This is a genomic window from Mesorhizobium argentiipisi (SeqCode) (assembly GCF_037179585.1).
Lineage (GTDB): Bacteria > Pseudomonadota > Alphaproteobacteria > Rhizobiales > Rhizobiaceae > Mesorhizobium > Mesorhizobium argentiipisi.
Genome location: NZ_JAPYKO010000030.1, coordinates 37,338 through 58,006 on the forward strand (window position 1 = coordinate 37,338; position 20,669 = coordinate 58,006).

At 64.9% G+C, this 20,669-nt stretch carries 19 protein-coding genes; 13 read left to right on the forward strand and 6 right to left on the reverse strand.

The features are described 5' to 3' along the window. Window positions 1-48: 48 nt before the first annotated feature. From O7A05_RS28510 to O7A05_RS28525, 4 genes are all read right to left on the reverse strand, one after another. Window positions 49-1,587, reverse strand: a complete 1,539-nt coding sequence (locus O7A05_RS28510; RefSeq protein ID WP_337096431.1) for a DegQ family serine endoprotease — start codon at window positions 1,585-1,587, stop codon at window positions 49-51. A 189-nt stretch (window positions 1,588-1,776) separates the two neighbouring features. Next, window positions 1,777-2,523: an MBL fold metallo-hydrolase gene (locus tag O7A05_RS28515; RefSeq protein ID WP_337096432.1), complete on the reverse strand. Its 747-nt coding sequence runs from the start codon at window positions 2,521-2,523 to the stop codon at window positions 1,777-1,779. A 14-nt stretch (window positions 2,524-2,537) separates the two neighbouring features. Beyond that, on the reverse strand, window positions 2,538-3,704 hold the full coding sequence (locus O7A05_RS28520) for a diphosphate--fructose-6-phosphate 1-phosphotransferase (RefSeq protein ID WP_337096433.1): 1,167 nt from the start codon (window positions 3,702-3,704) through the stop codon (window positions 2,538-2,540). 112 nt (window positions 3,705-3,816) lie between these two features. Next, window positions 3,817-4,587, reverse strand: coding sequence for a L,D-transpeptidase (locus O7A05_RS28525; protein ID WP_337096435.1), 771 nt, complete (start codon window positions 4,585-4,587; stop codon window positions 3,817-3,819). Between the two features lie 231 nt (window positions 4,588-4,818). On the opposite strand from O7A05_RS28525, the gene O7A05_RS28530 reads away from it, so the two are divergent. The 3 genes from O7A05_RS28530 (at window position 4,819) to xylB (ending at window position 8,302) form a co-directional block, all read left to right on the forward strand. Next, entirely contained in the window at window positions 4,819-5,442 is a 624-nt protein-coding gene (locus tag O7A05_RS28530) for a LysE family translocator (protein WP_337096437.1), read from the forward strand. A gap of 4 nt (window positions 5,443-5,446) precedes the next feature. Next, window positions 5,447-6,766, forward strand: coding sequence for a tetratricopeptide repeat protein (locus O7A05_RS28535; RefSeq protein WP_337096438.1), 1,320 nt, complete (start codon window positions 5,447-5,449; stop codon window positions 6,764-6,766). Between the two features lie 81 nt (window positions 6,767-6,847). Further along, window positions 6,848-8,302 (forward strand): xylulokinase, encoded by a 1,455-nt coding sequence (gene xylB / locus O7A05_RS28540; RefSeq protein WP_337096439.1) that lies wholly within the window; start codon window positions 6,848-6,850, stop codon window positions 8,300-8,302. Window positions 8,303-8,499: 197 nt separating this feature from the next. Here xylB and O7A05_RS28545 read toward each other — a convergent pair whose 3' ends face one another. Then, window positions 8,500-8,862 carry a nuclear transport factor 2 family protein gene (locus tag O7A05_RS28545; RefSeq protein WP_337096440.1) on the reverse strand — a complete coding sequence of 121 codons (363 nt, stop codon included), beginning with the start codon at window positions 8,860-8,862 and terminating at the stop codon, window positions 8,500-8,502. 111 nt (window positions 8,863-8,973) lie between these two features. Here O7A05_RS28545 and xylA point away from each other — a divergent pair, with 111 nt between their 5' ends. The 3 genes from xylA (at window position 8,974) to O7A05_RS28560 (ending at window position 11,558) form a co-directional block, all read left to right on the forward strand. After that, entirely contained in the window at window positions 8,974-10,299 is a 1,326-nt protein-coding gene (gene xylA / locus O7A05_RS28550; RefSeq protein WP_337096441.1) for a xylose isomerase, read from the forward strand. Window positions 10,300-10,470: 171 nt separating this feature from the next. Continuing rightward, the gene (locus tag O7A05_RS28555) at window positions 10,471-10,674 is read left to right on the forward strand and encodes a hypothetical protein (RefSeq protein WP_095768166.1); all 204 of its coding nucleotides are present in this window, start codon (window positions 10,471-10,473) and stop codon (window positions 10,672-10,674) included. Window positions 10,675-10,796: 122 nt separating this feature from the next. Beyond that, window positions 10,797-11,558, forward strand: a complete 762-nt coding sequence (locus O7A05_RS28560; protein WP_337096444.1) for a TIGR01458 family HAD-type hydrolase — start codon at window positions 10,797-10,799, stop codon at window positions 11,556-11,558. Here O7A05_RS28560 and O7A05_RS28565 read toward each other — a convergent pair. After that, window positions 11,539-12,519: a GlxA family transcriptional regulator gene (locus O7A05_RS28565; RefSeq protein WP_337096445.1), complete on the reverse strand. Its 981-nt coding sequence runs from the start codon at window positions 12,517-12,519 to the stop codon at window positions 11,539-11,541. The genes O7A05_RS28560 and O7A05_RS28565 overlap by 20 nt on opposite strands. A gap of 131 nt (window positions 12,520-12,650) precedes the next feature. Between O7A05_RS28565 and bcoG the strand changes: the two genes are divergently transcribed. The 7 genes from bcoG (at window position 12,651) to O7A05_RS28600 (ending at window position 20,652) form a co-directional block, all read left to right on the forward strand. Beyond that, window positions 12,651-13,574, forward strand: a complete 924-nt coding sequence (gene bcoG / locus O7A05_RS28570; RefSeq protein WP_337096447.1) for a 3-dehydrocarnitine:acetyl-CoA trimethylamine transferase BcoG — start codon at window positions 12,651-12,653, stop codon at window positions 13,572-13,574. A gap of 70 nt (window positions 13,575-13,644) precedes the next feature. Then, window positions 13,645-14,268: an HD domain-containing protein gene (locus O7A05_RS28575; protein WP_337096448.1), complete on the forward strand. Its 624-nt coding sequence runs from the start codon at window positions 13,645-13,647 to the stop codon at window positions 14,266-14,268. Between the two features lie 2 nt (window positions 14,269-14,270). After that, the gene (locus O7A05_RS28580; protein ID WP_337096449.1) at window positions 14,271-15,410 is read left to right on the forward strand and encodes a carnitine 3-dehydrogenase; all 1,140 of its coding nucleotides are present in this window, start codon (window positions 14,271-14,273) and stop codon (window positions 15,408-15,410) included. Between the two features lie 4 nt (window positions 15,411-15,414). Continuing rightward, window positions 15,415-16,578, forward strand: coding sequence for an acyl-CoA dehydrogenase family protein (locus O7A05_RS28585; RefSeq protein WP_337096450.1), 1,164 nt, complete (start codon window positions 15,415-15,417; stop codon window positions 16,576-16,578). A gap of 64 nt (window positions 16,579-16,642) precedes the next feature. Beyond that, a complete protein-coding gene (locus tag O7A05_RS28590) occupies window positions 16,643-18,721 on the forward strand; it encodes an acetate--CoA ligase family protein (RefSeq protein ID WP_337096451.1) in 2,079 nt (692 codons plus the stop codon). After that, window positions 18,714-19,496 (forward strand): carnitinyl-CoA dehydratase, encoded by a 783-nt coding sequence (locus tag O7A05_RS28595; RefSeq protein ID WP_337096452.1) that lies wholly within the window; start codon window positions 18,714-18,716, stop codon window positions 19,494-19,496. Before O7A05_RS28590 ends, O7A05_RS28595 begins: the two co-directional genes overlap by 8 nt. 214 nt (window positions 19,497-19,710) lie before the next feature. Further along, the gene (locus tag O7A05_RS28600; RefSeq protein WP_337096453.1) at window positions 19,711-20,652 is read left to right on the forward strand and encodes an alpha/beta hydrolase; all 942 of its coding nucleotides are present in this window, start codon (window positions 19,711-19,713) and stop codon (window positions 20,650-20,652) included. Window positions 20,653-20,669 lie beyond the last annotated feature (17 nt).

The following is a 20,669-nucleotide window of genomic DNA, read 5'->3' on the forward strand; positions in this document are numbered from 1 at the left end:
AGAAATCTTGGCGACCCGCCTTGCAACCGGCAGGTCGCCACGAAGTCGTCAGCCGGCCGCGAACGGGACCGCGACGAAGATTTGCTGGTCGCCGCGATCGACAAGCAGCAGCACCGACTTCTTGCCCGACTTGGCTGCCTCGGCGATCGCCTGGTTCGCCTGTCTGGCGTTCTTTACGGGCGTCTGGTCGACGCCGACGATCACGTCCCCGGGCTGGAGGCCCGCTGCAGAAGCCGCCTTGTCCGGATTGACACGCTCAATCACGGCGCCGTGCTGGTTGTCGGCAAGGTTGAGCTCCTGCCGGATATCGGGAGTGATGTCGGTCAGCCCGAGGCCGAGCGACGGCACGCCCTGGCCCGCCGACGGCTTGCCGCCTTCGCCATTCGAGGCGGTCTGCACCTCGTCGGTGTTGCGGCCGACGTCTGCGGAGACCTGAACCGCCTTGCCCTTACGCCAGATATCGACCGTTTCCTTGTTGCCGGGCGGGACATCTGCAACGGCGCGCGACAGGTCCTTCGGATCCTTGATCTCCTGGCCGCCAAAGCCGGTGATCACATCCCCGACTTCAATGCCCGCCTTGGCCGCAGGCGAGCCCGGCGTGACCGACGAGACCAAGGCTCCGGCAGGATGGTCGAGGCCAATGGCGCCGGCAACATCGGGTGTGACCGGCTGGATCTGAACTCCAAGATAGCCGTATTCGATGTCGCCGCCCTTCATCAGCTTGGCCACGACTTTCTGGGCCTGGTCCGACGGGATGGCGAAGCCGACGCCAACGCTGCCGCCGTTGGGCGAGTAGATGGCGGTGTTGATGCCAATCACATTGCCATGGATGTCGACCAGCGGACCGCCCGAATTGCCGTGATTGATGGGCGCGTCGATCTGAATGAAATCGTCGAACGGCCCGCTATGGAGGTCGCGGCCGCGCGCCGAGACGATGCCGGCGGTAACCGTGGTGCCGATGCCGAACGGGTTGCCGATCGCCAGCACCTGGTCGCCGGTCATCAGCTTGCTGGAATCGCCCCACTTGACGGTCGGCAACGGCTTGTCTGCCTTGATCTTGAGCACAGCCAGGTCATGCTTCGCATCGTGGCCGACAAGCTTTGCCGGAAGCTCGGTGCCGTCGTCGAGCGTCACCTTGATCGAGGTGGCGCCGTCGATGACGTGGTTGTTGGTGACGATTGTGCCATCCGCGCTGACGATGAAGCCGGAGCCGAGCGCCTCGCTACGTGGTGCTCGCTGAGGCGGCGTCTTGGGCATCGGCATGCCCTGGTCGCCAAAGAATTGCCGGAAATATTCGTCGAAAGGCGAGTTGCCGTCGAAGGGCGAACCCTCGCTCATGGCGTCCGGCTGGCCCTTCATCATTGTTGTGACTGTTACGACTGCCGGCTTTGTGGTGGCAACGATGGGAGCGAAGGAGCCGTTAGGCGCGGTGACGCCGGCGGCGGGAGTTTGCGTGGTGGCGACGGCGTTGCTCAATCCGGCGTTGTTCGTGCTCTCGGCAAAGGAACCAATAACGGGAGAAATGATCAGCGCAGCGCCCAACAGGGCCGCGACGCGATGTCTGCGAAGAATGTTCATGGGTGACATGGTCGTTTCTGTCCGGGCGAGAGGTTGATCCGGCGCCCCGGATGGCTCTCGAAGCACGCATCCGTTGGCGTGTCGGCGACCGGGATTGCCTGCCTCGCCTTGCATGGGAGCCGGCCGGATCGACAATCAGGATTTAGGGTGCGGAATGGCCTGAATCAGGGCCATTGGATGACCTTACGAAGATTTAATTCAGAGAGCGCTTACGAACCGCTCTCTCCGGCGCAGATAAGCGGAGGCGATCTCACGCATTCGCTGGCCGGTAAAACTCGGGCCATGGCCGCCATGGCCGATGCGTACCGGCAGGTCGAGCAGGCGCTGCATGGTGCGGCAATAGGCGGCGCGGTCCGAATCCGGCAGATCGTCGATCAGCATGCCGTCATAGATGGCGTCGCCGGCAAAGAAGACGCCATCGGCCTCGTCGAACAGCGCGATGGAATCCGGCGAATGTCCCGGAAGATGCAGCACGCGGAATTCCCTGTCGCCGAGATCGACGACATCGCCCTCATCGAGCGTGCGGGTCAGCGGCGCGGAAGGAATGCGGTAATCGGCCGCCTTCCAGCCCGGCGCCGGCAGCTTCGAGACCGCGCCGTCGAGATTGTGGAACATGTAGGCGTAGGTAACGGCATCATTCATGCCGTCGAACTGCGCCGCGCTCATCTTCGGGCCCATACGCAGCGGGAATTCGTGCAGCGAGCCGACATGGTCGAGATGGATGTGGGTGGCGACGACGATGAGCGGCTTGCCGGGCGGCGTGTCGATCTCAGGCGCCAGCGGGCGGATACCCATGCCGGTATCGACCAGCAGATCGGCGTCACGGCCCTTCAGATGCCACATATTGGCGCGCACGAATTCATGCACGAAAGGCTCGGTCAGCATCGTCGTGCCGGCATCGACTTTCGCCTTGTCGAACCAGTCGCCAACCTCAAGCTCGGGCATCGGGCCGCCGCCCATCAGACGAACGGCTTCCCGACCTTGTATTTTTCCGGCACCAGCCGCTTCAGATAGGCCATGCCGGCGTCCGAAAGCTGGTTGACGTCCGGCTTCATGAAATCGTCGGGCATATGGCGGGTCTTGCCGGCCACCGCCTTCAGCGGCACCTTCTTCAACACCGTCTTCGACCCGTCATATTGCAGCGCGACCGAGCCGCCGCCTTCGCCTGCGACAGCAACCGCGAAAGCGCCGGCGTCGAAGGCTTCCTTGGCGTCCACGGCGCTGATCGCGCCGACATAGCCGCGCGGCATGTAGCCCAGCGCGTCGACCCGCGCCCGCTTGCCGGGCAGACCTTCGGCCAAAGCCCGTTCGAGCGCCGCCGGCAGGTCGCTGCCCGACAATTTGACGTTGCCGTGCTGGTCGCGCTCCAGCTTTTCCGGCGGCACCAGGCTTTCGACCAGCGCCTTGCCGTCGGCAGTGCTGACGCCCTCCGAGACAGCGACGATGCAGCGCTTGTGGCGGTCCAGCTTTTCGCGCACTTCCTCGATGAAGCGCTTCGCCGAGAAGGCGCGCTCCGGCACGTAGACCAGATGCGGCCCGCTGTCGGGATCGAGCTGCCATGCGGCCGCGGCGGCGGTCAGGAAGCCGGCATGCCGGCCCATGACGATGCCGACATAGATGCCGGGCAGGGCGCGGAAATCGAGGTCGACGGAGAGGAAGGCACCGGCGACGAATTCGGCAGCCGAGATGAAGCCCGGCGTGTGGTCGTTCTCCTCGAGGTCGTTGTCGATGGTCTTAGGCGCGTGCACGAAGGCGATCGAACCGCCGGCGGCATCGGTCAGGATCTGCTGCGTGCCCGAGGTGTCGTTGCCCCCGATATAGATGAAGGCGTCGGCGCCGGCCTTTTTCAGGCCGTTGAGGATGACCTCGCAATAGGCGGCGTCCGGCTTGTCGCGGGTCGAGCCGAGGGCGGCGCTTGGCGTGCCGGCGATCAGCCGCAGCCGGTCCTCAGGGATGGCGGAGAGATCGACATAATTGCCGTCGCGGATGCCGCGCACGCCATGGAGCGATCCCAGCACCTTGGCGCCGGGATGGCGCTTGCGGATTTCCAGCGTGGCGCCGACGACCGTCTGGTTGATGACGGCGGTCGGGCCGCCGCCCTGCGCGATGACGAAGGTTCCAGACATGCTCGATTTCTCCCGAAGCGAAGGTTTTCAGGTACCTTGGCCTGTCTTGCGGCATCGCGCAACGGAAGAAACGGGATCGCGAAAAGGCGGCCGGACAGGTCGCCTGGAAAGATCAGACCACGACGACCGGGTTCTTCTTGGAAACGCGGCTGTAGAGGTCGATGATGTCCTGGTTGATCAGGCGCACGCAGCCCGACGACATCGCCTGGCCGATGCTCCACCATTCGGGCGAGCCGTGGATGCGGTAGCCGGTGTCCTTGCCGTTCTGGTAGATATAGAGCGCCCGCGCCCCGAGCGGATTGGTGAGCCCGCCGGGCTGGCCGCCCTGCCATTTCACCAGTTCCGGCTTGCGCTGGACCATCTCCGGCGGCGGCGTCCAGACCGGCCATTCGCGGCCATACTGGATGTTGGCGCGGCCCGACCAGCGGAAGCCGTCCTTGCCGATGCCGACGCCGTAGCGGATGGCGTCGCCGCCCGGCTGGACGAGATAGAGCATGCGCTCCTCAAGATGGACGACGATGGTGCCGGGTGCCTCGCCTGTCTTGTCGACGACGATCTGGCGGCGGAACTGCGGCTTGACCTTCTGCCACGGCACGGCCGGAACCTGGAAGCCGCCATCGGTGAGCGAGGCGTACATGACATCGGGGCCGGTGACATTCCTGTCGACGCTGATCGCCGGGCGCATGGGCGGCACGGAACCGGTGACAGTGTTGTCGAGCTGCATCTGCGGCAGGTCGAGCGTGTCGGTGGTGCTGCAGCCGGCCAGGCTGAGCAGCGCGATGGCGCCCGCGCCCGAAAGCACGGCGCGGCGGGAAAGCTGAATTTCGGTATCGATTGCGGCGCCGTCGGAAGGCGGCGTCAGACGTTGCGGCAACTCGCGCATGCACCAAACCCTACGCTGCCGGCGGGAAGCACGGTCCGGCCGGATGGCAGGCATTTTCGTCAGTCATGGTTGAAAAAGGGTGAAGGACCGGAAGCCGGACTTAACCCTAACGGGCCGTTGCGGTGGTCGCTGGGCCTGCGGCCCGGGCACCGAAGATTTTTCCAGGTGGCCCCTTTACATTCCCGACGACCCCAGGATTTATCCTTTTCTTTGCGCTCAAGGAGCAGGGAAATGTCCTTCGAAAACTGGGCCGCCTTCGCTGCCGCCTCTTCCATCCTTCTTGTCATTCCGGGCCCGACGATCCTGCTGGTCGTCTCCTACGCGCTTGGCCAGGGCTGGCGCACCGCGCTGCCGATGGCGGTCGGCGTCGCGCTGGGCGACTTCACCGCCATGACGCTGTCGATGCTGGGCATCGGCGCGCTGCTCGCGGCGTCGGCCACCGTATTCACCGTCCTCAAGGTGATCGGCGCCGGCTACCTCGTCTATCTCGGCATAAAGCTGTTCCGCGCCGGCGGCGCGCTGAAGGCGGAACCCCGCACCGACGCGGTCTCGGCGGCAAGGATGATGGCGCATGCCTGGCTGGTGACGGCGCTCAACCCGAAGAGCATCACCTTCTTCGTCGCCTTCCTGCCGCAGTTCCTCGACCGGCATGCCGATTTCTGGACGCAGATGCTGATCTTCGAGACGACCTTCCTGACCCTGGCCTTCGCCAACGCCTTCGGCTACGCGCTGGTCGCATCCAGGGCCCGGGCGATCGTGCGCAACCCGAAGGCAATCCGCATCTTCAACCGCACCGGCGGCACGCTGCTGGTCGGCGCCGGCATCGCCACGGTGGCGATGCGGTCGGCCAACTGAAGCTATGAAGGACGCATTCGGTCTGACTTACTCGGGCGCGACCGAAGCCGGGTTTTCGTCCTACGCCCGCGCCGTGCATGAATTGCAATGCTTCATCGGCGACCCGGTCGGCTCCATTGACCGCGCTATTGCCGATGACCCCACATTTGTCATGGCGCATGTGTTCAAGGGCTATCTGTTCGGCCTCGCCACCGAGCGGGATGCGATGGCGGTCGCCCGATCGAGCCATCAGGCGGCGTTGCCCCTTGCCGCCACCGCGCGCGAAGCGGCGCATGTCGCGACGCTTGGCAACCTCGCCGAAGGGCGATGGCATGAAGCCGCCCGTATCCTGGAGGACATCGCGATCGACAATCCGCGCGATGCGCTGGCGCTGCAGGTCGGGCATCAGATCGATTTTTTCACCGGCAATGCGCGCATGCTGCGCGACCGCATCGGCCGGGCGCTGCCGGCCTGGCAGAAAGACATGCCGGGCTACCACGCCATTCTCGGCATGCAGGCCTTCGGGCTGGAGGAAATGGGCGATTACGCCCGTGCCGAATCCTTGGGCCGAGAAGCCATCGAGATCGAACCGCGCGACGGCTGGGCGCAGCATGCGGTCGCGCATGTCATGGAAATGCAGAGCCGGCAACGAGACGGCATCGCCTGGATGCTGGCCAATCCCGGCTCATGGTCGACGGACAGCTTCCTAAAAATCCACAATTGGTGGCATCTGGCGCTGTTCCACTATGACCTCGGCGAGACGAACGAGGTGCTCAAGCTCTATGACGGGCCGATCTACGGCGACCGCTCGACATTGGCGCTCAACATGGTCGATGCCTCGGCCATCCTGTGGCGCCTCATTCTCGGCGGCGTCGATGTCGGCGACCGTTGGGCGACGCTTGCCGCCAACTGGATGCCGAAAGCCGCCGCCGGCAATTACGCCTTCAACGACGCGCATGCGATGATGGCCTTTGTCGGGGCAGGGCTGGAGGCGCCGGCGAAAACGCTGCTCGAGACGCAGCGCGAAGCGATGCGCGGCAGCGACGACAATGCCGCCTTCACGCGCGATGTCGGCCACCCGCTGACGCTTGCGATCAAGGCCTTTGGCGAAGGGAACTACGGCGAGGCCGTGCGGCTAATCCGGCCGATCCGCTCGATCGCGCACCGTTTCGGCGGCAGCCATGCGCAGCGCGACGTGATCGACCTGACGCTGATCGAGGCCGCGTTGCGCGCCGGCGATACGGCGCTGGCGCGGGCGCTGACGGCTGAACGGCGGCTCGCCCGGCCCGACAGCCCGCTGTCGGCGCTGTTCTTACGCCGCGCATCCGATTTGTCCGAGAATTGACCCCAAGCGGATCTTGTCTTAAAAACTGCCGAGCCAGATTTTTTCGAGATCCGAAAAAATTAATGGCAATGGGAGGAAATCATGTATCTCGGCCTCGACCTGGGCACTTCGGGCGTCAAGGCGCTGCTGATCGACGATGGCCAGAAAGTCATCGGCTCCGGCCATGGCTCGCTCGACGTCTCGCGGCCGCATCCCGGTTGGTCGGAACAGGATCCGGCGCATTGGATCGAGGCCTGCGAGACGGCGATTGCCGAACTCAACGCTTCGCACCCGAAGGAGCTTGCCGCGGTCAAGGGTATCGGCCTTTCCGGCCAGATGCATGGCGCCACCCTGCTCGATACCTCGGACAAGGTGCTGCGCCCCTGCATCCTGTGGAACGACACGCGCAGCCATGTCGAGGCGGCGGCGCTCGATGCCGATCCGCGCTTCCGCAAGCTCACCGGCAACATCGTCTTTCCTGGCTTCACCGCGCCGAAGCTTGCCTGGGTGAAAGAACACGAAGCCGCGACCTTCGCCGCCGTCGCCAAAGTGCTGCTGCCGAAGGACTATTTGCGGCTCTGGTTGACCGGCGAGCACATCTCCGAAATGTCGGATTCGGCCGGCACCTCGTGGCTCGATGTCGGCAAGCGCCGCTGGTCGCCGGAACTGCTGGCGGCGACATCGCTCGACGAGAAGCACATGCCGTCGCTGGTCGAAGGCACGGCCAAGGCCGGCGCCTTGCGGAACGAGCTCGCGTCGAAATGGGGCATCGCGGCGGGAATTCCAATTGCCGGCGGCGCCGGGGACAATGCGGCCTCGGCCTGCGGCATGGGCACGGTCGGCGCCGGGCATGCTTTCGTCTCGCTCGGCACGTCGGGCGTGCTCTTTGCGGCAAACGCCTCCTATCTGCCCAATCCGGAAAGCGCGGTGCACACGTTCTGTCATGCGCTGCCCGACACCTGGCACCAGATGGGCGTGATCCTGTCGGCCACCGATTCGCTCAACTGGCTGTCGGAGATCACCGGAAAGGGCGCCGGCGACCTCACGCGTGAACTCGGCGATATGCTGAAGGCGCCGACGGGCGTCACCTTCCTGCCCTATCTCTCGGGCGAGCGCACGCCACACAATGATTCCGCCATCCGCGGCTCCTTCACCGGCCTGGCGCATCAATCGAGCCGGGCCGCGCTGACGCAGGCGGTGCTCGAAGGCGTCGCCTTCGCCTTCCGCGACAGTCTCGAAGCGCTGAAGACGGCCGGCACGACGCTGAGCCGGGTGACCGCGATCGGCGGCGGCTCGCGCTCGCGCTATTGGCTGAAGGCGATCGCCACCGCGCTGCAGGTGCCGGTCGATATTCCCGCCGACGGCGATTTCGGCGCCGCCTTCGGCGCGGCGCGGTTGGGGTTGATCGCCGAGACCGGCGCCGATCCGCTTGCCGTCTGCACCGCGCCGGCTACGGATGCGACGATCGAGCCGGATGCAGGGCTTGGTGGTGCTTATGCTGATGCCTATCAGAGGTATCGCGCGCTCTACCCGGCGATAAGGGCGGTAATCGCGTGACTATGCGCGAGGCCCCCCTCTCTGCCCTGCCGGGCATCTCCCCCTCAAGGGGGGAGATTGGCAGTTGGGACGCCCCGCGCATTCCTGCAATGCTGGAGATTAGCGAAAGCCGACTCGACACCCGATCTCCCCCCTTGAGGGGGAGATGGCCGGCCGGCCAGAGGGAGGGGACGCGCACCGCTCCTCCTAATTTAGCCTCACTGCGCCGGCACCTTGTCCAAAAACCCGGTGACGCTCTTCAGGCGACCATCCTCGATAACGCCAATGTCGGTGCCTTCGATGACGGACTCGCTGCCTTCCGGTCCCAGATTCCACGAGAAGCGGATATTGTCGCCGAAACCGTCCGGCTCGCCCTTCAGCGAGAAGCGGAAGCCGACGAGGCGTTGCTGGACGCCGTCGATCAGTGCCGCGACGCCTGCATGGCCGTCGCCCTGCATGACCGGGTCGCGATAGCTGATATCCTTGGTGAAGGCCGCGTCGAGCAGCGCCTTGCGGCGGGCCACATCGCTCTCGTTCCAGGCGGCGATGTAGTTACGGGCGATCGTGTTGAGGTCGGTCATTGTCATGTTCCTTCGTTGGATCGTTTCGACATGACGCTTTTCGCGCCCCGCAAGAGCGAAACCAATTACGCCTGAGGTAATCAGGCAAAGCACCCGGAGAGGAAGGAAACCATGAGCAGCGGATTTTTCGGCGACATCAAGAAGATCAAATATGAAGGGCCGGAGTCGACCAATCCGCTGGCCTACCGGTTCTACAATCCCGACGAGGTGGTGGCCGGCAAGCGGCTGGAAGACCATTTGCGCTTCGCCGTCGCCTATTGGCATTCCTTCGCATGGCCGGGCGGCGACCCCTTCGGGGGCCAGACCTTCGACCGCCCTTGGTTCGCCAAGTCGGGCGGCATCGACACGATGGAACTGGCCAAGCTCAAGGCCGACGTCGCCTTCGAAATGTTCGCGCTGCTCGGCGCGCCCTATTTCTGCTTCCACGATGCAGACGTACGCCCGGAGGGCAAGGATTTTTCGGAGAGCGCCGCGCGCCTCGACGAGATCGCCGACTATTTCGCAACCAAAATGGAAGAGACCGGCGTCAAGCTGCTCTGGGGCACGGCGAACCTTTTCTCGCACCGCCGCTTCATGTCGGGCGCAGCCACCAATCCCGATCCGGATGTGTTTGCCTATGCTGCGGCGACGGTGAAGAGTTGCATCGACGTCACCAAGAAGCTCAAGGGCGAGAACTATGTGCTGTGGGGCGGGCGCGAGGGCTATGAGACCTTGCTCAACACCGACCTTGCCCGCGAGCAGGAGCAGGCCGGCCGCTTCCTCAGCCTCGTCGTCGATTACAAGCACAAGATCGGCTTCAAGGGCACGATCCTGATCGAGCCGAAGCCGCAGGAGCCGACTAAGCACCAGTACGACTATGACGTCGCCACCGTCTATGGCTTCCTCAAGCGCTTCGGGCTGGAGAAGGAAGTAAAACTCAACATCGAGCAGGGCCACGCGATCCTTGCCGGCCATTCCTTCGAGCACGAGCTGGCTTTGGCGAATGCACTCGGAATCTTCGGTTCGATCGACATGAACCGCAACGACTACCAGTCGGGCTGGGACACCGACCAGTTCCCCAACAATGTGCCGGAAATGGCGCTGGCCTATTACCAGGTCCTGCAGGGCGGCGGCTTCAAGACCGGCGGCACCAATTTCGACGCCAAGCTCAGGCGCCAGTCGCTCGACCCGGACGACCTCCTGATCGGCCATATCGGCGGCATGGATGCCTGCGCGCGCGGCCTCAAGGCGGCGGCCAAGATGATCGAGGACAAGGCGCTGTCCGGCCCGCTCGCCGAGCGCTATGCCGGCTGGAATACCGCCGAAGGCAAGGCGATGCTCTCGGGCGAGCGCACGCTGGAGGAGATCGCCGAGCGCGTGGTGAAGGAGAAGATCGAGCCGCAGCCGCGCTCCGGCCGGCAGGAACTGCTGGAGAACATCGTCAACCGCTACGTCTGATCGCTCAGGCGGAATGCCCGACCGTATTGCATTCGCGCGGGGCAGAACTTCACGACAAGGTTTTGCCCCGAGCCGCCCCTCAATCGCCCCGCTCTTGCCTTCAAACAGCCGTCACGGAACTCGTATAAACGTGGCTCCTGTGGCGGGTGAAGAAGAAGGAGGCGAACCGATATGCAGCATGAACGCGAAATCGACGCCCTGCTTTCGTCCGGCGAAACCGGATCGATCATCGACCGGCTGATGGCGTTGCCGCATTCGAAAGACGGCGGCCGCAAGACCAATGAATGGGACCGCGCGGTCGCCGCGCGGTTGGAAACGGCGCTGGCCAAGAGCATGCGCACGCGCATCGTCGGCGAAGGCCGTGACGCCGCCTGATCCTTCCACGGCTGCTTCTTTCTTGGCCTGATTCCTCCGCGGCCCGATACTTCCACGGCCCGATCCTTCCGCGGTTTGACGAACGCAGACTGTTTCTTCATCCTGCGTCTATGATACGCGCGGTGCTCCTGGATCTTCTGGGTGTCGTCTGTGATGGCGACACCCCGATAGCGGGAGCGGCGAAGGCAATTAAGCGTCTGCGCGATGCCGCCTTGCCGCTGCGTTTCGTCAGCAACACGACACGCTCACCGCGCAGCAAGATCGTCGCGCAACTTGCCGCCATGGGCATCAAAGTTGCGGATGAAGAATTGCTGACGCCAGCGCAGGCTGCGATCGAATGGTTGCGCAGGCATGGCCGCCAGCCGCATCTGCTCGTCCATCCCGATCTCGAAGCAGAGTTTTCGGGTCTGGAGGGAGGAAGCAGCAAGGCGGTCGTCGTGGGCGATGCCGGCGAGGCATTCGGCTACGCCAGCCTCAACCGTGCTTTCCGCGAGTTATCCGCCGGTGCCGATTTTGTGGCTTTGGCCACCAACCGCACCTTCAAGGATGCGGATGGCCAACTCAGCCTCGACACCGGCGCCTTCGTTGCGGCTCTCGAATTCGCCAGCGGCCGAAGCCCAGTCGTGCTCGGCAAGCCGTCGGCGGATTTTTTCCTTTCGGCGCTCGCCGATTTGAACTGCCCTGCGACCGATGCGGTCATGGTCGGCGACGACGCGGAGAGCGATGTCGCTGGCGCGCTCAGCGCCGGGCTTGGCGCGGCGCTGCTCGTGCGGACCGGCAAATACCGCCCCGGCGACGAAACGCGATTCGATCCGGCTCCCACGGCGTTGGTCGATGACCTCGCCGCCGCGACAGACTGGATTCTCAACCGCGCCGCAGCCTGACCGGCGCCTCGCCGAAAGCTCTTGAAAATGCCCTGGAAAATGCCGCGGCGGAGGAAAAGCCGGTACGTCCGGCAATGTCGGCCATGGCAATGCGCGTATCCACCACCAGGCGGCGGGCGGCGCTGAGGCGCAGCCTCAGATAATAGGCGCCCGGCGTCTCGCCGATCGACTTGCGAAAAATGCTTTCCAGCGTTCTTGCCGTGACGCCGGCGCGTTTGGCCACGGCGTCGATGGTGAGCGGCTGGTCGACATGCGCTTCCATCAGCCGGATCGCCTGGGCAAGCCTAGGATCGTAGCCGTCGAGCCGGCCGAGCGAGACCAGCGGCTGCGCGTCGGTCGCGGCTCGCGCCTGATCGTAGATGAAGACGCTCGCCACATCGAGCGCGGCGGCCATGCCGAGCCTCGTGCGGACCAGATGCAGCATCAGGTCGAAGGTCGGCGAGGCGCCGCCGGAGGTGAAGACCGGCCCGTCGATGACGTAGCGGTCCGGCCGCACATCGACGCCCGGGAAAGCGGCGGAGAAATCCTCCATGTCTTCCCAATGCGTGGTAGCGCTGCGGCCCTCGAGCAGGCCGGCGCGCGCCACCAGCCAGGTGCCCGCCTCGACGCCGCCACAGGCGCGTGCGGCGCGAGCAGCGCGGCGCAGGCCGGCAAGCAGCGCCGACGTGGCATAGTTCTGCGTGCCGAAGCCGGCGACGACGACCAGCATGTCGGTGGCCTCGGCCGCGTCGAAGCGGCCGCTGACAGCAACGGGAAGGCCGCATGTCGTGACCGGCGCCTCGCCCGTGACCGAGACCAGCTTGAAGTCGAACAGCGTCTCGCCCGAGATACGGTTGGCGGCGCGCAGCGGGTCGACCGCCGAGGCCACGCACATGATCGAGGACCCCGAGAACACGAGGAACGTCACCTTGAGCGTCTCGCGCTCGGACCGAAAGATGGCCGGCTTTTCGCTTTTGATCATGAGAGCTTCGTAAAACGCAAAACAGTTTCCGGCAAGTCGGGCATTCTTGGTGAATTCCTATGCATGCCGTGCCAATGTCGGCTCCCGCTTCTGGGTGGCATGCATGGCCGATCGAATCTGGGAGGATCAAGATGCCGCTTGCGATGAACCGCGAGGTCTTCATTACCTGTGCCGTGACCGGCTCCGGCGGCACGCAGGACCGCAGCCCGCATGTGCCGCGCTCGCCCAAGCAGATCGCCGATTCAGCGATCGACGCCGCCAAGGCGGGTGCGGCGATCGTCCATTGCCATGTGCGCGACCCCGAGACCGGCAAGCCCAGGCGTGACGTGCATCTCTACCGCGAGGTGACCGAGCGCATCCGCGAGGCGAACGTCGACGTGGTGCTGAACCTCACTGCCGGCATGGGTGGCGACATGGTGTTCGGCTCGCCGGAAGCCCCGCTGCCGCTCAACGACAAGGGCACCGACATGGGCGGCGCCTCCAACCGCATGGAGCATGTGCGCCAGTGCCTGCCGGAAATCTGCACGCTTGATTGCGGCACGATGAATTTCGCCGAGGCCGATTATGTGATGACCAACACGCCAGGCATGCTGCGCGCCATGGGCGGCATGATGACGGCGCTGGGCGTGAAGCCCGAGATCGAGGCCTTCGATACCGGCCATCTATGGTTCGCCAAGCAGTTGGTCGAGGAAAAGGTGCTCAACCCGGACGCGCTAGTGCAGCTCTGCATGGGTGTGCCGTGGGGTGCGCCGGACGACCTCAACACCTTCATGGCGATGGTCAACAACGTGCCCTCGACCTGGAACTGGTCGGCCTTCTCGATCGGCCGTAACCAGATGGCCTATGCGGCGGCGGCTGTGCTTGCCGGCGGCAATGTCCGCGTCGGCCTGGAGGACAATCTGTGGCTCGACAAGGGCGTTTTGGCCACCAACGCGCAGCTCGTCGAACGCGCGGCCAGCATCGTCACCAATCTCGGCGCCAGAATCCTTGGGCCGGAAGAAGTGCGCAAGAAGCTCAACCTCACCAAGCGGGCGCCGATCGCTGCCGCGGCTTAAGCATGATCCCGAAAAGTGGGTACCGGTTTTCGGACAAGATCATGCTCAAACAATACACCGGGAGTTGAGCATGGCTACCGTCAAATTCACCGCTATGAAGGACGGCGACAGGGAAGATTATGAATTCCTGACCGCCCATGAGATCGACTACGCCGCCAAGACCGGCGACCGGCTGCTCGACGCGCTCGTGCAGCTGGACGAAGGTCTGTCGGGCTATAAGATCACCCGGCTCGGCCATTCGCTGCAGGCGGCGACGCGCGCCTGGAAGGATGGAGCCGACACCGACTGGATCGTCTCAGCGCTGTTGCACGACATCGGCGACATCTACGCACCCTACAATCATGACGAATATGCCGCGACGATCCTAAAACCCTTCGTGCGCGAGCAATGCACCTGGGTGGTGGAAAAGCATGGCGACTTCCAGCGCCTCTATTACGCGCATCACCTGGGCGGCAACCGGCATGCCCGCGACCGCTTCGCCGGCCACCTCTATTTCGATGACTGCGACCAGTTCTGCGAGCGCTGGGACCAGTCGAGCTTCGACCCCGACTATGAGACGCTGCCGGTCGAGTTCTTCCGGCCCTTCGTGCTCGAAGTGTTCGCCCGCAAGGCCTACGACCCGGCGGTGATCCGCGCCGGCGAGCGCGTGGCCCTCACAGATCCCGAAACAGCCAAGACGAGAACCGGAGCCTGACCATGAGCATCATCAACAAGGCGGCCGCCATCGGCGGCGGCGTCATCGGCGCCGGCTGGGTGGCGCGGCTGCTGCTGAATGGCATCGACGTCTCGATCTTCGATCCGGATCCGGAAGCGTCGCGCAAGGTTGGCGAAGTGATGAAGGGCGCGCGCCGCGCCTATAGGCAGATGCTGCCCGGCGGCCTGCCCAAGGAAGGCAAGCTCACCTTCGCCAAGACGATCGCCGAGGCGGTGGCCGACGCTGATTTCATCCAGGAAAGCGTGCCGGAGCGGCTCGACCTCAAGCACAAGGTGCTGGCCGAGATCGACCAGCATGCGCCGGCCAACGCCATCGTCGGCTCGTCCACCTCCGGCATCAAGCCGACCGACATGCAGGTGGCGATGAAGAAGCATCCCGAGCGGCTGGTGGTCGGCCATCCGTTCAACCCGGTCTATCTGCTGCCGCTGGTCGAGATCGTCGGCGGCGAGCAGACCTTCCCCGAAGCGATCGAGGTGGCCAAGGAGCTTTACGCCTCGATCGGCATGAAGCCGGTGGTGGTGCGCAAGGAGATCGAGGCCTTTGTCGGCGACCGCCTGCTCGAAGCCGCCTGGCGCGAGGCGCTTTGGCTGGTCAAGGACGGCATCTGCACCGTCGAGGAACTCGACGACATCATGCGCTATTCCTTCGGCCTGCGCTGGGCTCAGATGGGCATGTTTCAGGTCTATCGCGTCGCCGGCGGCGAGGCCGGCATGCGCCATTTCATGGCGCAGTTCGGGCCTTGCCTGAAATGGCCGTGGACCAAGCTGATGGACGTGCCCGAGTTCAACGACGAGCTGGTCGACCTGATCGCCACGCAGTCGGACGAGCAGGCGCATGGGCTGTCGATCCGCGAACTGGAGAAGATCCGCGACGACAATCTGGTAGCGATCATGGAAGCGCTGTCGAAGCAGAACAAGGGCAAGGGCTGGGGCGCCGGCGCGCTGCACAAGGACTATACCAGGCAGCTTGCCAAGCTGGCGGCGAAAAAGGCCTCCACCAAGGCTCCCGCGAAGGCCAAGCCGGCGAAGAAAGCCGCAAAACCGGCAAAGGCTGAAAAGCCGACAAAGGCTGGGAAGCCAGCCAAGGCCGATAAGGCGAAGAAGGGCAAGAAGAAGGGTTGAGGCGATGAATTTCGGTCTTTCGGAAGAACAGAAGCTCATCGTCGAGACGACGCGCGCCTTCGTCGAGAACGAGCTCTACCCGCATGAGCGCGAGGTGGAGCGTACCGGCGAGCTGCGCCGCGAGCTGATCGACGAATTGAAGGCGAAGGCGATCGGGGCCGGGCTTTATGCCGCCAACATGCCGACCGATGTCGGCGGCGCCGGCCTCGATACGGTGAGCTGGCTGCTTTATGAGAAGGAGCTTGGCCGCGCCAACTACGCGCTGCACTGGACCTGTGTGGCGCGTCCCTCCAACATCCTGCTCGCCGGCACGCCGGAACAGCGCGAGAAATATCTCTTTCCCTGCATCCGCGGCGAGAAGTGGGACTGCCTGGCGATGACGGAGCCCGGCGCCGGCTCCGACCTGCGCGGCATGAAGGCGACCGCGGTGCAGGACGGCTCGGACTGGGTGCTCAACGGCACCAAGCACTTCATCTCGCATGCCGACATCGCCGACTTCGCCATCGTGTTCATGGCTTCGGGCGAAGAGGATTCGCCGCGCGGCAGGCGCAAGAAGATCACCGCCTTCTTCGTCGACAAGGGCACCAAAGGCTTCACGGTACGCGACGGCTATCGCAATGTCTCGCATCGCGGCTACACCAATTCGATCCTCGAATTCGACGATTGCCGGCTACCGGCTTCCCAGGTGCTCGGCGAAGTGCATAAGGGCTTCGATGTCGCCAACTCCTGGCTCGGCGCCACGCGTCTCCAGGTTGGCGCCACCTGCCTTGGCCGTGCCGAACGCGCGCTCTCGCACGCCATCGAATATGCAGCACAGCGCCAGCAGTTCGGCCAGCAGATCGGCAAGTTCCAGGGCGTGTCGTTCAAGCTCGCCGACATGGCGACGGAATTGAAGGCCGCGGACCTGATGGTCTTCGAAGCCGGCTGGAAATACGATCAGGGCACCGTCACCGACCAGGACATGGCGATGGCCAAGCTGAAGGCCACCGAGATGCTGGCCTTCGTCGCAGACGAGGCCATCCAGATCCATGGCGGTATGGGACTTATGGACGACCTGCCCCTGGAGCGCATCTGGCGCGACGCCCGCGTCGAGCGCATCTGGGAAGGCACGTCGGAGATTCAGCGACATATTATTTCGCGGGCGCTGCTGCGTCCGTTCGGAGCTTAGAGCATGATACGCCAAGGCCCGGATCCGGCCTTGGACAAGATCGCGCTCAAACGAAAAGATGGCCATGCATAAACTCGAACGTCTCCTGCGCCCGAAATCGATCGCCGTGTTCGGCGGGGCACAGGCCGCCGCCGTCGTGGCCCAGTCGATCAAGATGGGCTTTGCCGGCGAAATCTGGCCGGTGCATCCGACCAAGGACGAGGTCGCCGGCCGCAAGGCCTACCGCTCCGTCGCCGACCTGCCGGGCGCGCCGGACGCCGCCTTTGTCGGCGTCAACCGGCATCTCACCATCGAGGTGATCAAGGCGCTGGCCGAGCGCGGCGCCGGCGGCGCCGTCTGCTTCGCGGCCGGCTTCCTGGAGACCGAGGCCTATGACGAGGACGGCGAGCGGCTGCAGGCCGAGCTCGTTGCCGCCGCCGGCCAGATGCCGATCATCGGTCCAAACTGCTACGGCCTGATCAACTATGCCGACGGCGCGTTGCTTTGGCCCGACCAGCATGGCGGGATCAGGCTGCCCGAGGGCGGCAGGGGGGTCGCCATCATCACCCAGTCGTCCAACATCGCCATCAACATGACGATGCAGAAGCGCGGGCTGCCGATCGCCTTCCTGATGACCGCCGGCAACCAGGCGCAGACCGGCCTCTCCGAAATGGCGCTCGGCCTGATCGAGGACGAGCGCGTCACCTCGCTCGGCCTGCATATCGAGGCCTTCGATTCGGTCGCCGGCTTCGAGAAGCTGGCGGCCCGCGCGCGCGAATTGAAGAAGCCGATCATCGCCATGAAGGTCGGCCGCTCAGAGCAGGCAAGGCAGGCGACGGTGTCGCACACCGCTTCGCTGGCCGGCTCGGACGCCGCCTCCGGCGCGTTCCTGAAGCGGCTCGGCATTGCGCGCGTCGATTCCATTCCGGCCTTCATCGAGGCACTGAAGCTGCTGCACATCATCGGCCCCCTGCCCGGCTACAAGCTTTCGTCGATGAGCTGCTCCGGCGGCGAGGCTTCGGTGATGGCCGACAGCGCCGAGGGGCGCTGGGTGCATTTTCCGGCACTGACGGCCGAGCACCGCGCGCATGTCAAATCGACGCTCGGGCCGCTGGTCGCCGTCGCCAATCCGCTCGACTACCACACCTTCATCTGGAACAACGAGCCGGCGATGACGGCCACCTTCACCGCCATGGTGTCGGGCGGCTTCGACCTCAACATGCTGGTACTCGACTTCCCGCGCCCGGACCGCTGTTCCGACGTCGACTGGTGGGCGACGCTGCGCGCCTTCGAGGCGGCGCTGAAGACCAACAAGGCGCAAGGCGCGATCGTCTCCTCGCTGCCGGAAAACCTGCCGGAGGAATACACCGCCGGCCTGATGGCGCGCGGCATGGTGCCGTTGTTCGGCATCCCGGAAGCCATGGACGCCGCCCAGGCCGCCGCCTTCATCGGCTGGGCCTGGCGCGAGCCGCAGGCGCAACCGGTCGACACCACCGCGGCAGGCGCGGCCGAAGCCAAGCGCGTGACGCCGGACGAAGCCGAAGCCAAGGAGAGGCTGATCAAGGCCGGACTGCCGGTGCCGAAGGGCGAGCGCGCCTCCAATGCCGTCGAGGCGGTGATCTCGTCCATGACGCTGGGCTTCCCGGTGGCTCTCAAGGCGCTCGGTGTCACGCACAAGTCGGAAGTCGGCGCTGTCAGGCTGAACCTCAAGGACGCCGAATCCGTCAGCGCCGCCGCGCATGATTTGCTGCCGCTCGGCACCGGGCTCTATGCCGAGCGCATGGTGCGCGACGGCGTCGCCGAGTTGATCGTCGGCTTCACCCGCGATCCGATGTTCGGCGTGGTGATGACGCTCGGCACCGGCGGCGTGCTGGTCGAGCTTTTACGCGACAGCGTGACCCTGATGCTGCCGGCGACCCGCGACGACATCGAGGCGGCATTGCGTGGGCTCAAGCTCTATCCTCTCCTCGAAGGCTATCGCGGCCGGCCCAGGGCCGACGTCGACGCCGCCATCGACGCCATCGCCGGCATTGCCGACTTCGTGCAGAAGAACGAGGGCGAGATCGAGGAACTCGACATCAACCCGCTGATCGTCTGCGCTAAAGGCAAGGGCGCCTGGATCGCGGATGCCCTGCTCGTGCTTGGAGAAAAGAAGAATGGCTGACGTCATCACCACCCGCCGCGAAGGGGCGATCCTCGAAGTCACGCTCGACCGGCCGAAGGCCAATGCGATCGACCTCAAGACGTCGCGGCTGATGGGCAAGACCTTCAAGGCGTTCCGGGACGATCCGGAGCTGCGCGTCGCCATCGTGAAGACCGCCGGCGACAAGTTCTTCAGCGCCGGCTGGGACCTGAAGGCGGCGGCCGCCGGCGATGCGGTCGACGGCGACTATGGCGTCGGCGGCTTTGCCGGGCTGCAGGAGTTACGCGACCTGAACAAGCCGGTGATCGCCTGCGTCAACGGCATGGCGGTTGGCGGCGGCTTCGAGCTGGCGCTGTCCTGCGACCTCATCTACGCCTCCGACCATTCCTCCTTCGCGCTGCCCGAGATTCGCGCCGGCACGCTGGCCGACGCCGCGACGATCAAGCTGCCGAAGCGCATTCCCTACCATATCGCCATGGACCTTCTGTTCACCGGCCGCTGGATGGATGTCGCCGAGGCGCATCGCTGGGGCTTGGTCAACGAAGTGCTGCCCAAGGAAAAGCTTGAGCAGCGCGTCTGGGAGATTGCCCGGCTTCTGGCCAGCGGCCCACCGCTGGTCTTCGCCGCGATCAAGGAGACGGCTCGCGTGGCCGAGGCGCTGACCTTCCAGGACGCCATGAACAAGGTGACGCGCCGGCAGCTGCCGACGGTCGACAAGCTCTACGGGTCGGAAGACAATATGGAAGGGTTCCGCGCTTTCGCGGAGAAGCGCGAGCCGGTTTGGAAGGGACGATAACATCGGAGATGACGGCGCGAGGCACCCCCCTCTGGCCTGCCGGCCATCTCCCCCGCAAGGGGGGAGATTGGCAGGTTCGTCGCCGGCACCTCTCCTCCAACATCCGCGATTGGCGAAAGCCTTCGCGACATCCAATCTCCCCCCTTGCGGGGGAGATGGCCGGCAGGCCAGAGGGGGGTGACTGGGCTCGATCTTCAAAGTCGGTCCAACCGCGATGACCGACTACAAAACTCTCATCGACGCAGAAACCTGGGCCTTCATCGAGAAGACCAACTCCTACTATCCGCCGGACACGATCGACTACACGATCGAAGAGCAGCGCGCGGTCTACGACCGGATGTGCCGTGAGTTCTTCGCCGGATATCCGCAAGGGGTGACGGCGGAGACGACTGCCGCTGCCGCACCAACCAACAGCATCTCGATCCGCATCTACCGCAACGCCGCCCCGAACAACGCCGCGACGGTGCTATACCTTCATGGCGGCGGCTTCATCCTTGGCGGGCTGGACAGCCATGACGATGTCTGCGCCGAGCTTTGCGCCCGCACCGGCTTCGATGTGGTTTCACTCGATTACCGGCTTGCGCCGGAGCATCTGCATCCGGCGGCCTTCGACGACGCCATGGATGCCTTCGAATGGGCCGCCGAGACCTATGACTGCGCGATCGTGCTCTGCGGCGACAGCGCTGGCGGCAATCTCTGCGCGGCCGTCAGTCACGCAACGCGCGGCCACAAGAAAAAGCCGATCGGCCAAGTGCTGATCTATCCTAGCCTTGGCGGCGACCATTCGCGCGGCTCCTACGTGACCCATGCCGAGGCGCCGATGCTGACGGCGCGCGATCTCGACTTCTACAAGCATATCCGAACTGGCGGCGTGGACCGGACCGGCGACATCACGCTCTACCCGCTTGCCGACGCCGATTTCGCAAACCTGCCGCCAACGGTGCTGATCACCGCCGAATGCGACCCGCTGTCGTCCGACGGCGAAGCCTATCGCGACCGTGTCGTCGCGGCCGGCGGACACGCCACCTGGTTCGAGGAGCCTGGGCTGGTGCACGGCTACCTCAGGGCCCGGCACATGGTCGGCCGGGCGCGGACGAGCTTCACCCGCATCGTCGAGGCGGTTTCGGTGCTCGGCCGGGGCGACTGGATTTGGTAACACCCGACGGCCAAGCG

Coding starts and splice junctions, on each gene's coding strand:
- O7A05_RS28510 (WP_337096431.1), bottom strand. CDS start 1,587: ATGTCACCCATGAACATTCTTCGCAGACATCGCGTCGCGGCCCTGTTG.
- O7A05_RS28515 (WP_337096432.1), bottom strand. CDS start 2,523: ATGCCCGAGCTTGAGGTTGGCGACTGGTTCGACAAGGCGAAAGTCGAT.
- O7A05_RS28520 (WP_337096433.1), bottom strand. CDS start 3,704: ATGTCTGGAACCTTCGTCATCGCGCAGGGCGGCGGCCCGACCGCCGTC.
- O7A05_RS28525 (WP_337096435.1), bottom strand. CDS start 4,587: ATGCGCGAGTTGCCGCAACGTCTGACGCCGCCTTCCGACGGCGCCGCA.
- O7A05_RS28530 (WP_337096437.1), top strand. CDS start 4,819: ATGTCCTTCGAAAACTGGGCCGCCTTCGCTGCCGCCTCTTCCATCCTT.
- O7A05_RS28535 (WP_337096438.1), top strand. CDS start 5,447: ATGAAGGACGCATTCGGTCTGACTTACTCGGGCGCGACCGAAGCCGGG.
- xylB (WP_337096439.1), top strand. CDS start 6,848: ATGTATCTCGGCCTCGACCTGGGCACTTCGGGCGTCAAGGCGCTGCTG.
- O7A05_RS28545 (WP_337096440.1), bottom strand. CDS start 8,862: ATGACCGACCTCAACACGATCGCCCGTAACTACATCGCCGCCTGGAAC.
- xylA (WP_337096441.1), top strand. CDS start 8,974: ATGAGCAGCGGATTTTTCGGCGACATCAAGAAGATCAAATATGAAGGG.
- O7A05_RS28555 (WP_095768166.1), top strand. CDS start 10,471: ATGCAGCATGAACGCGAAATCGACGCCCTGCTTTCGTCCGGCGAAACC.
- O7A05_RS28565 (WP_337096445.1), bottom strand. CDS start 12,519: ATGATCAAAAGCGAAAAGCCGGCCATCTTTCGGTCCGAGCGCGAGACG.
- bcoG (WP_337096447.1), top strand. CDS start 12,651: ATGCCGCTTGCGATGAACCGCGAGGTCTTCATTACCTGTGCCGTGACC.
- O7A05_RS28575 (WP_337096448.1), top strand. CDS start 13,645: ATGGCTACCGTCAAATTCACCGCTATGAAGGACGGCGACAGGGAAGAT.
- O7A05_RS28580 (WP_337096449.1), top strand. CDS start 14,271: ATGAGCATCATCAACAAGGCGGCCGCCATCGGCGGCGGCGTCATCGGC.
- O7A05_RS28585 (WP_337096450.1), top strand. CDS start 15,415: ATGAATTTCGGTCTTTCGGAAGAACAGAAGCTCATCGTCGAGACGACG.
- O7A05_RS28590 (WP_337096451.1), top strand. CDS start 16,643: ATGCATAAACTCGAACGTCTCCTGCGCCCGAAATCGATCGCCGTGTTC.
- O7A05_RS28595 (WP_337096452.1), top strand. CDS start 18,714: ATGGCTGACGTCATCACCACCCGCCGCGAAGGGGCGATCCTCGAAGTC.
- O7A05_RS28600 (WP_337096453.1), top strand. CDS start 19,711: ATGACCGACTACAAAACTCTCATCGACGCAGAAACCTGGGCCTTCATC.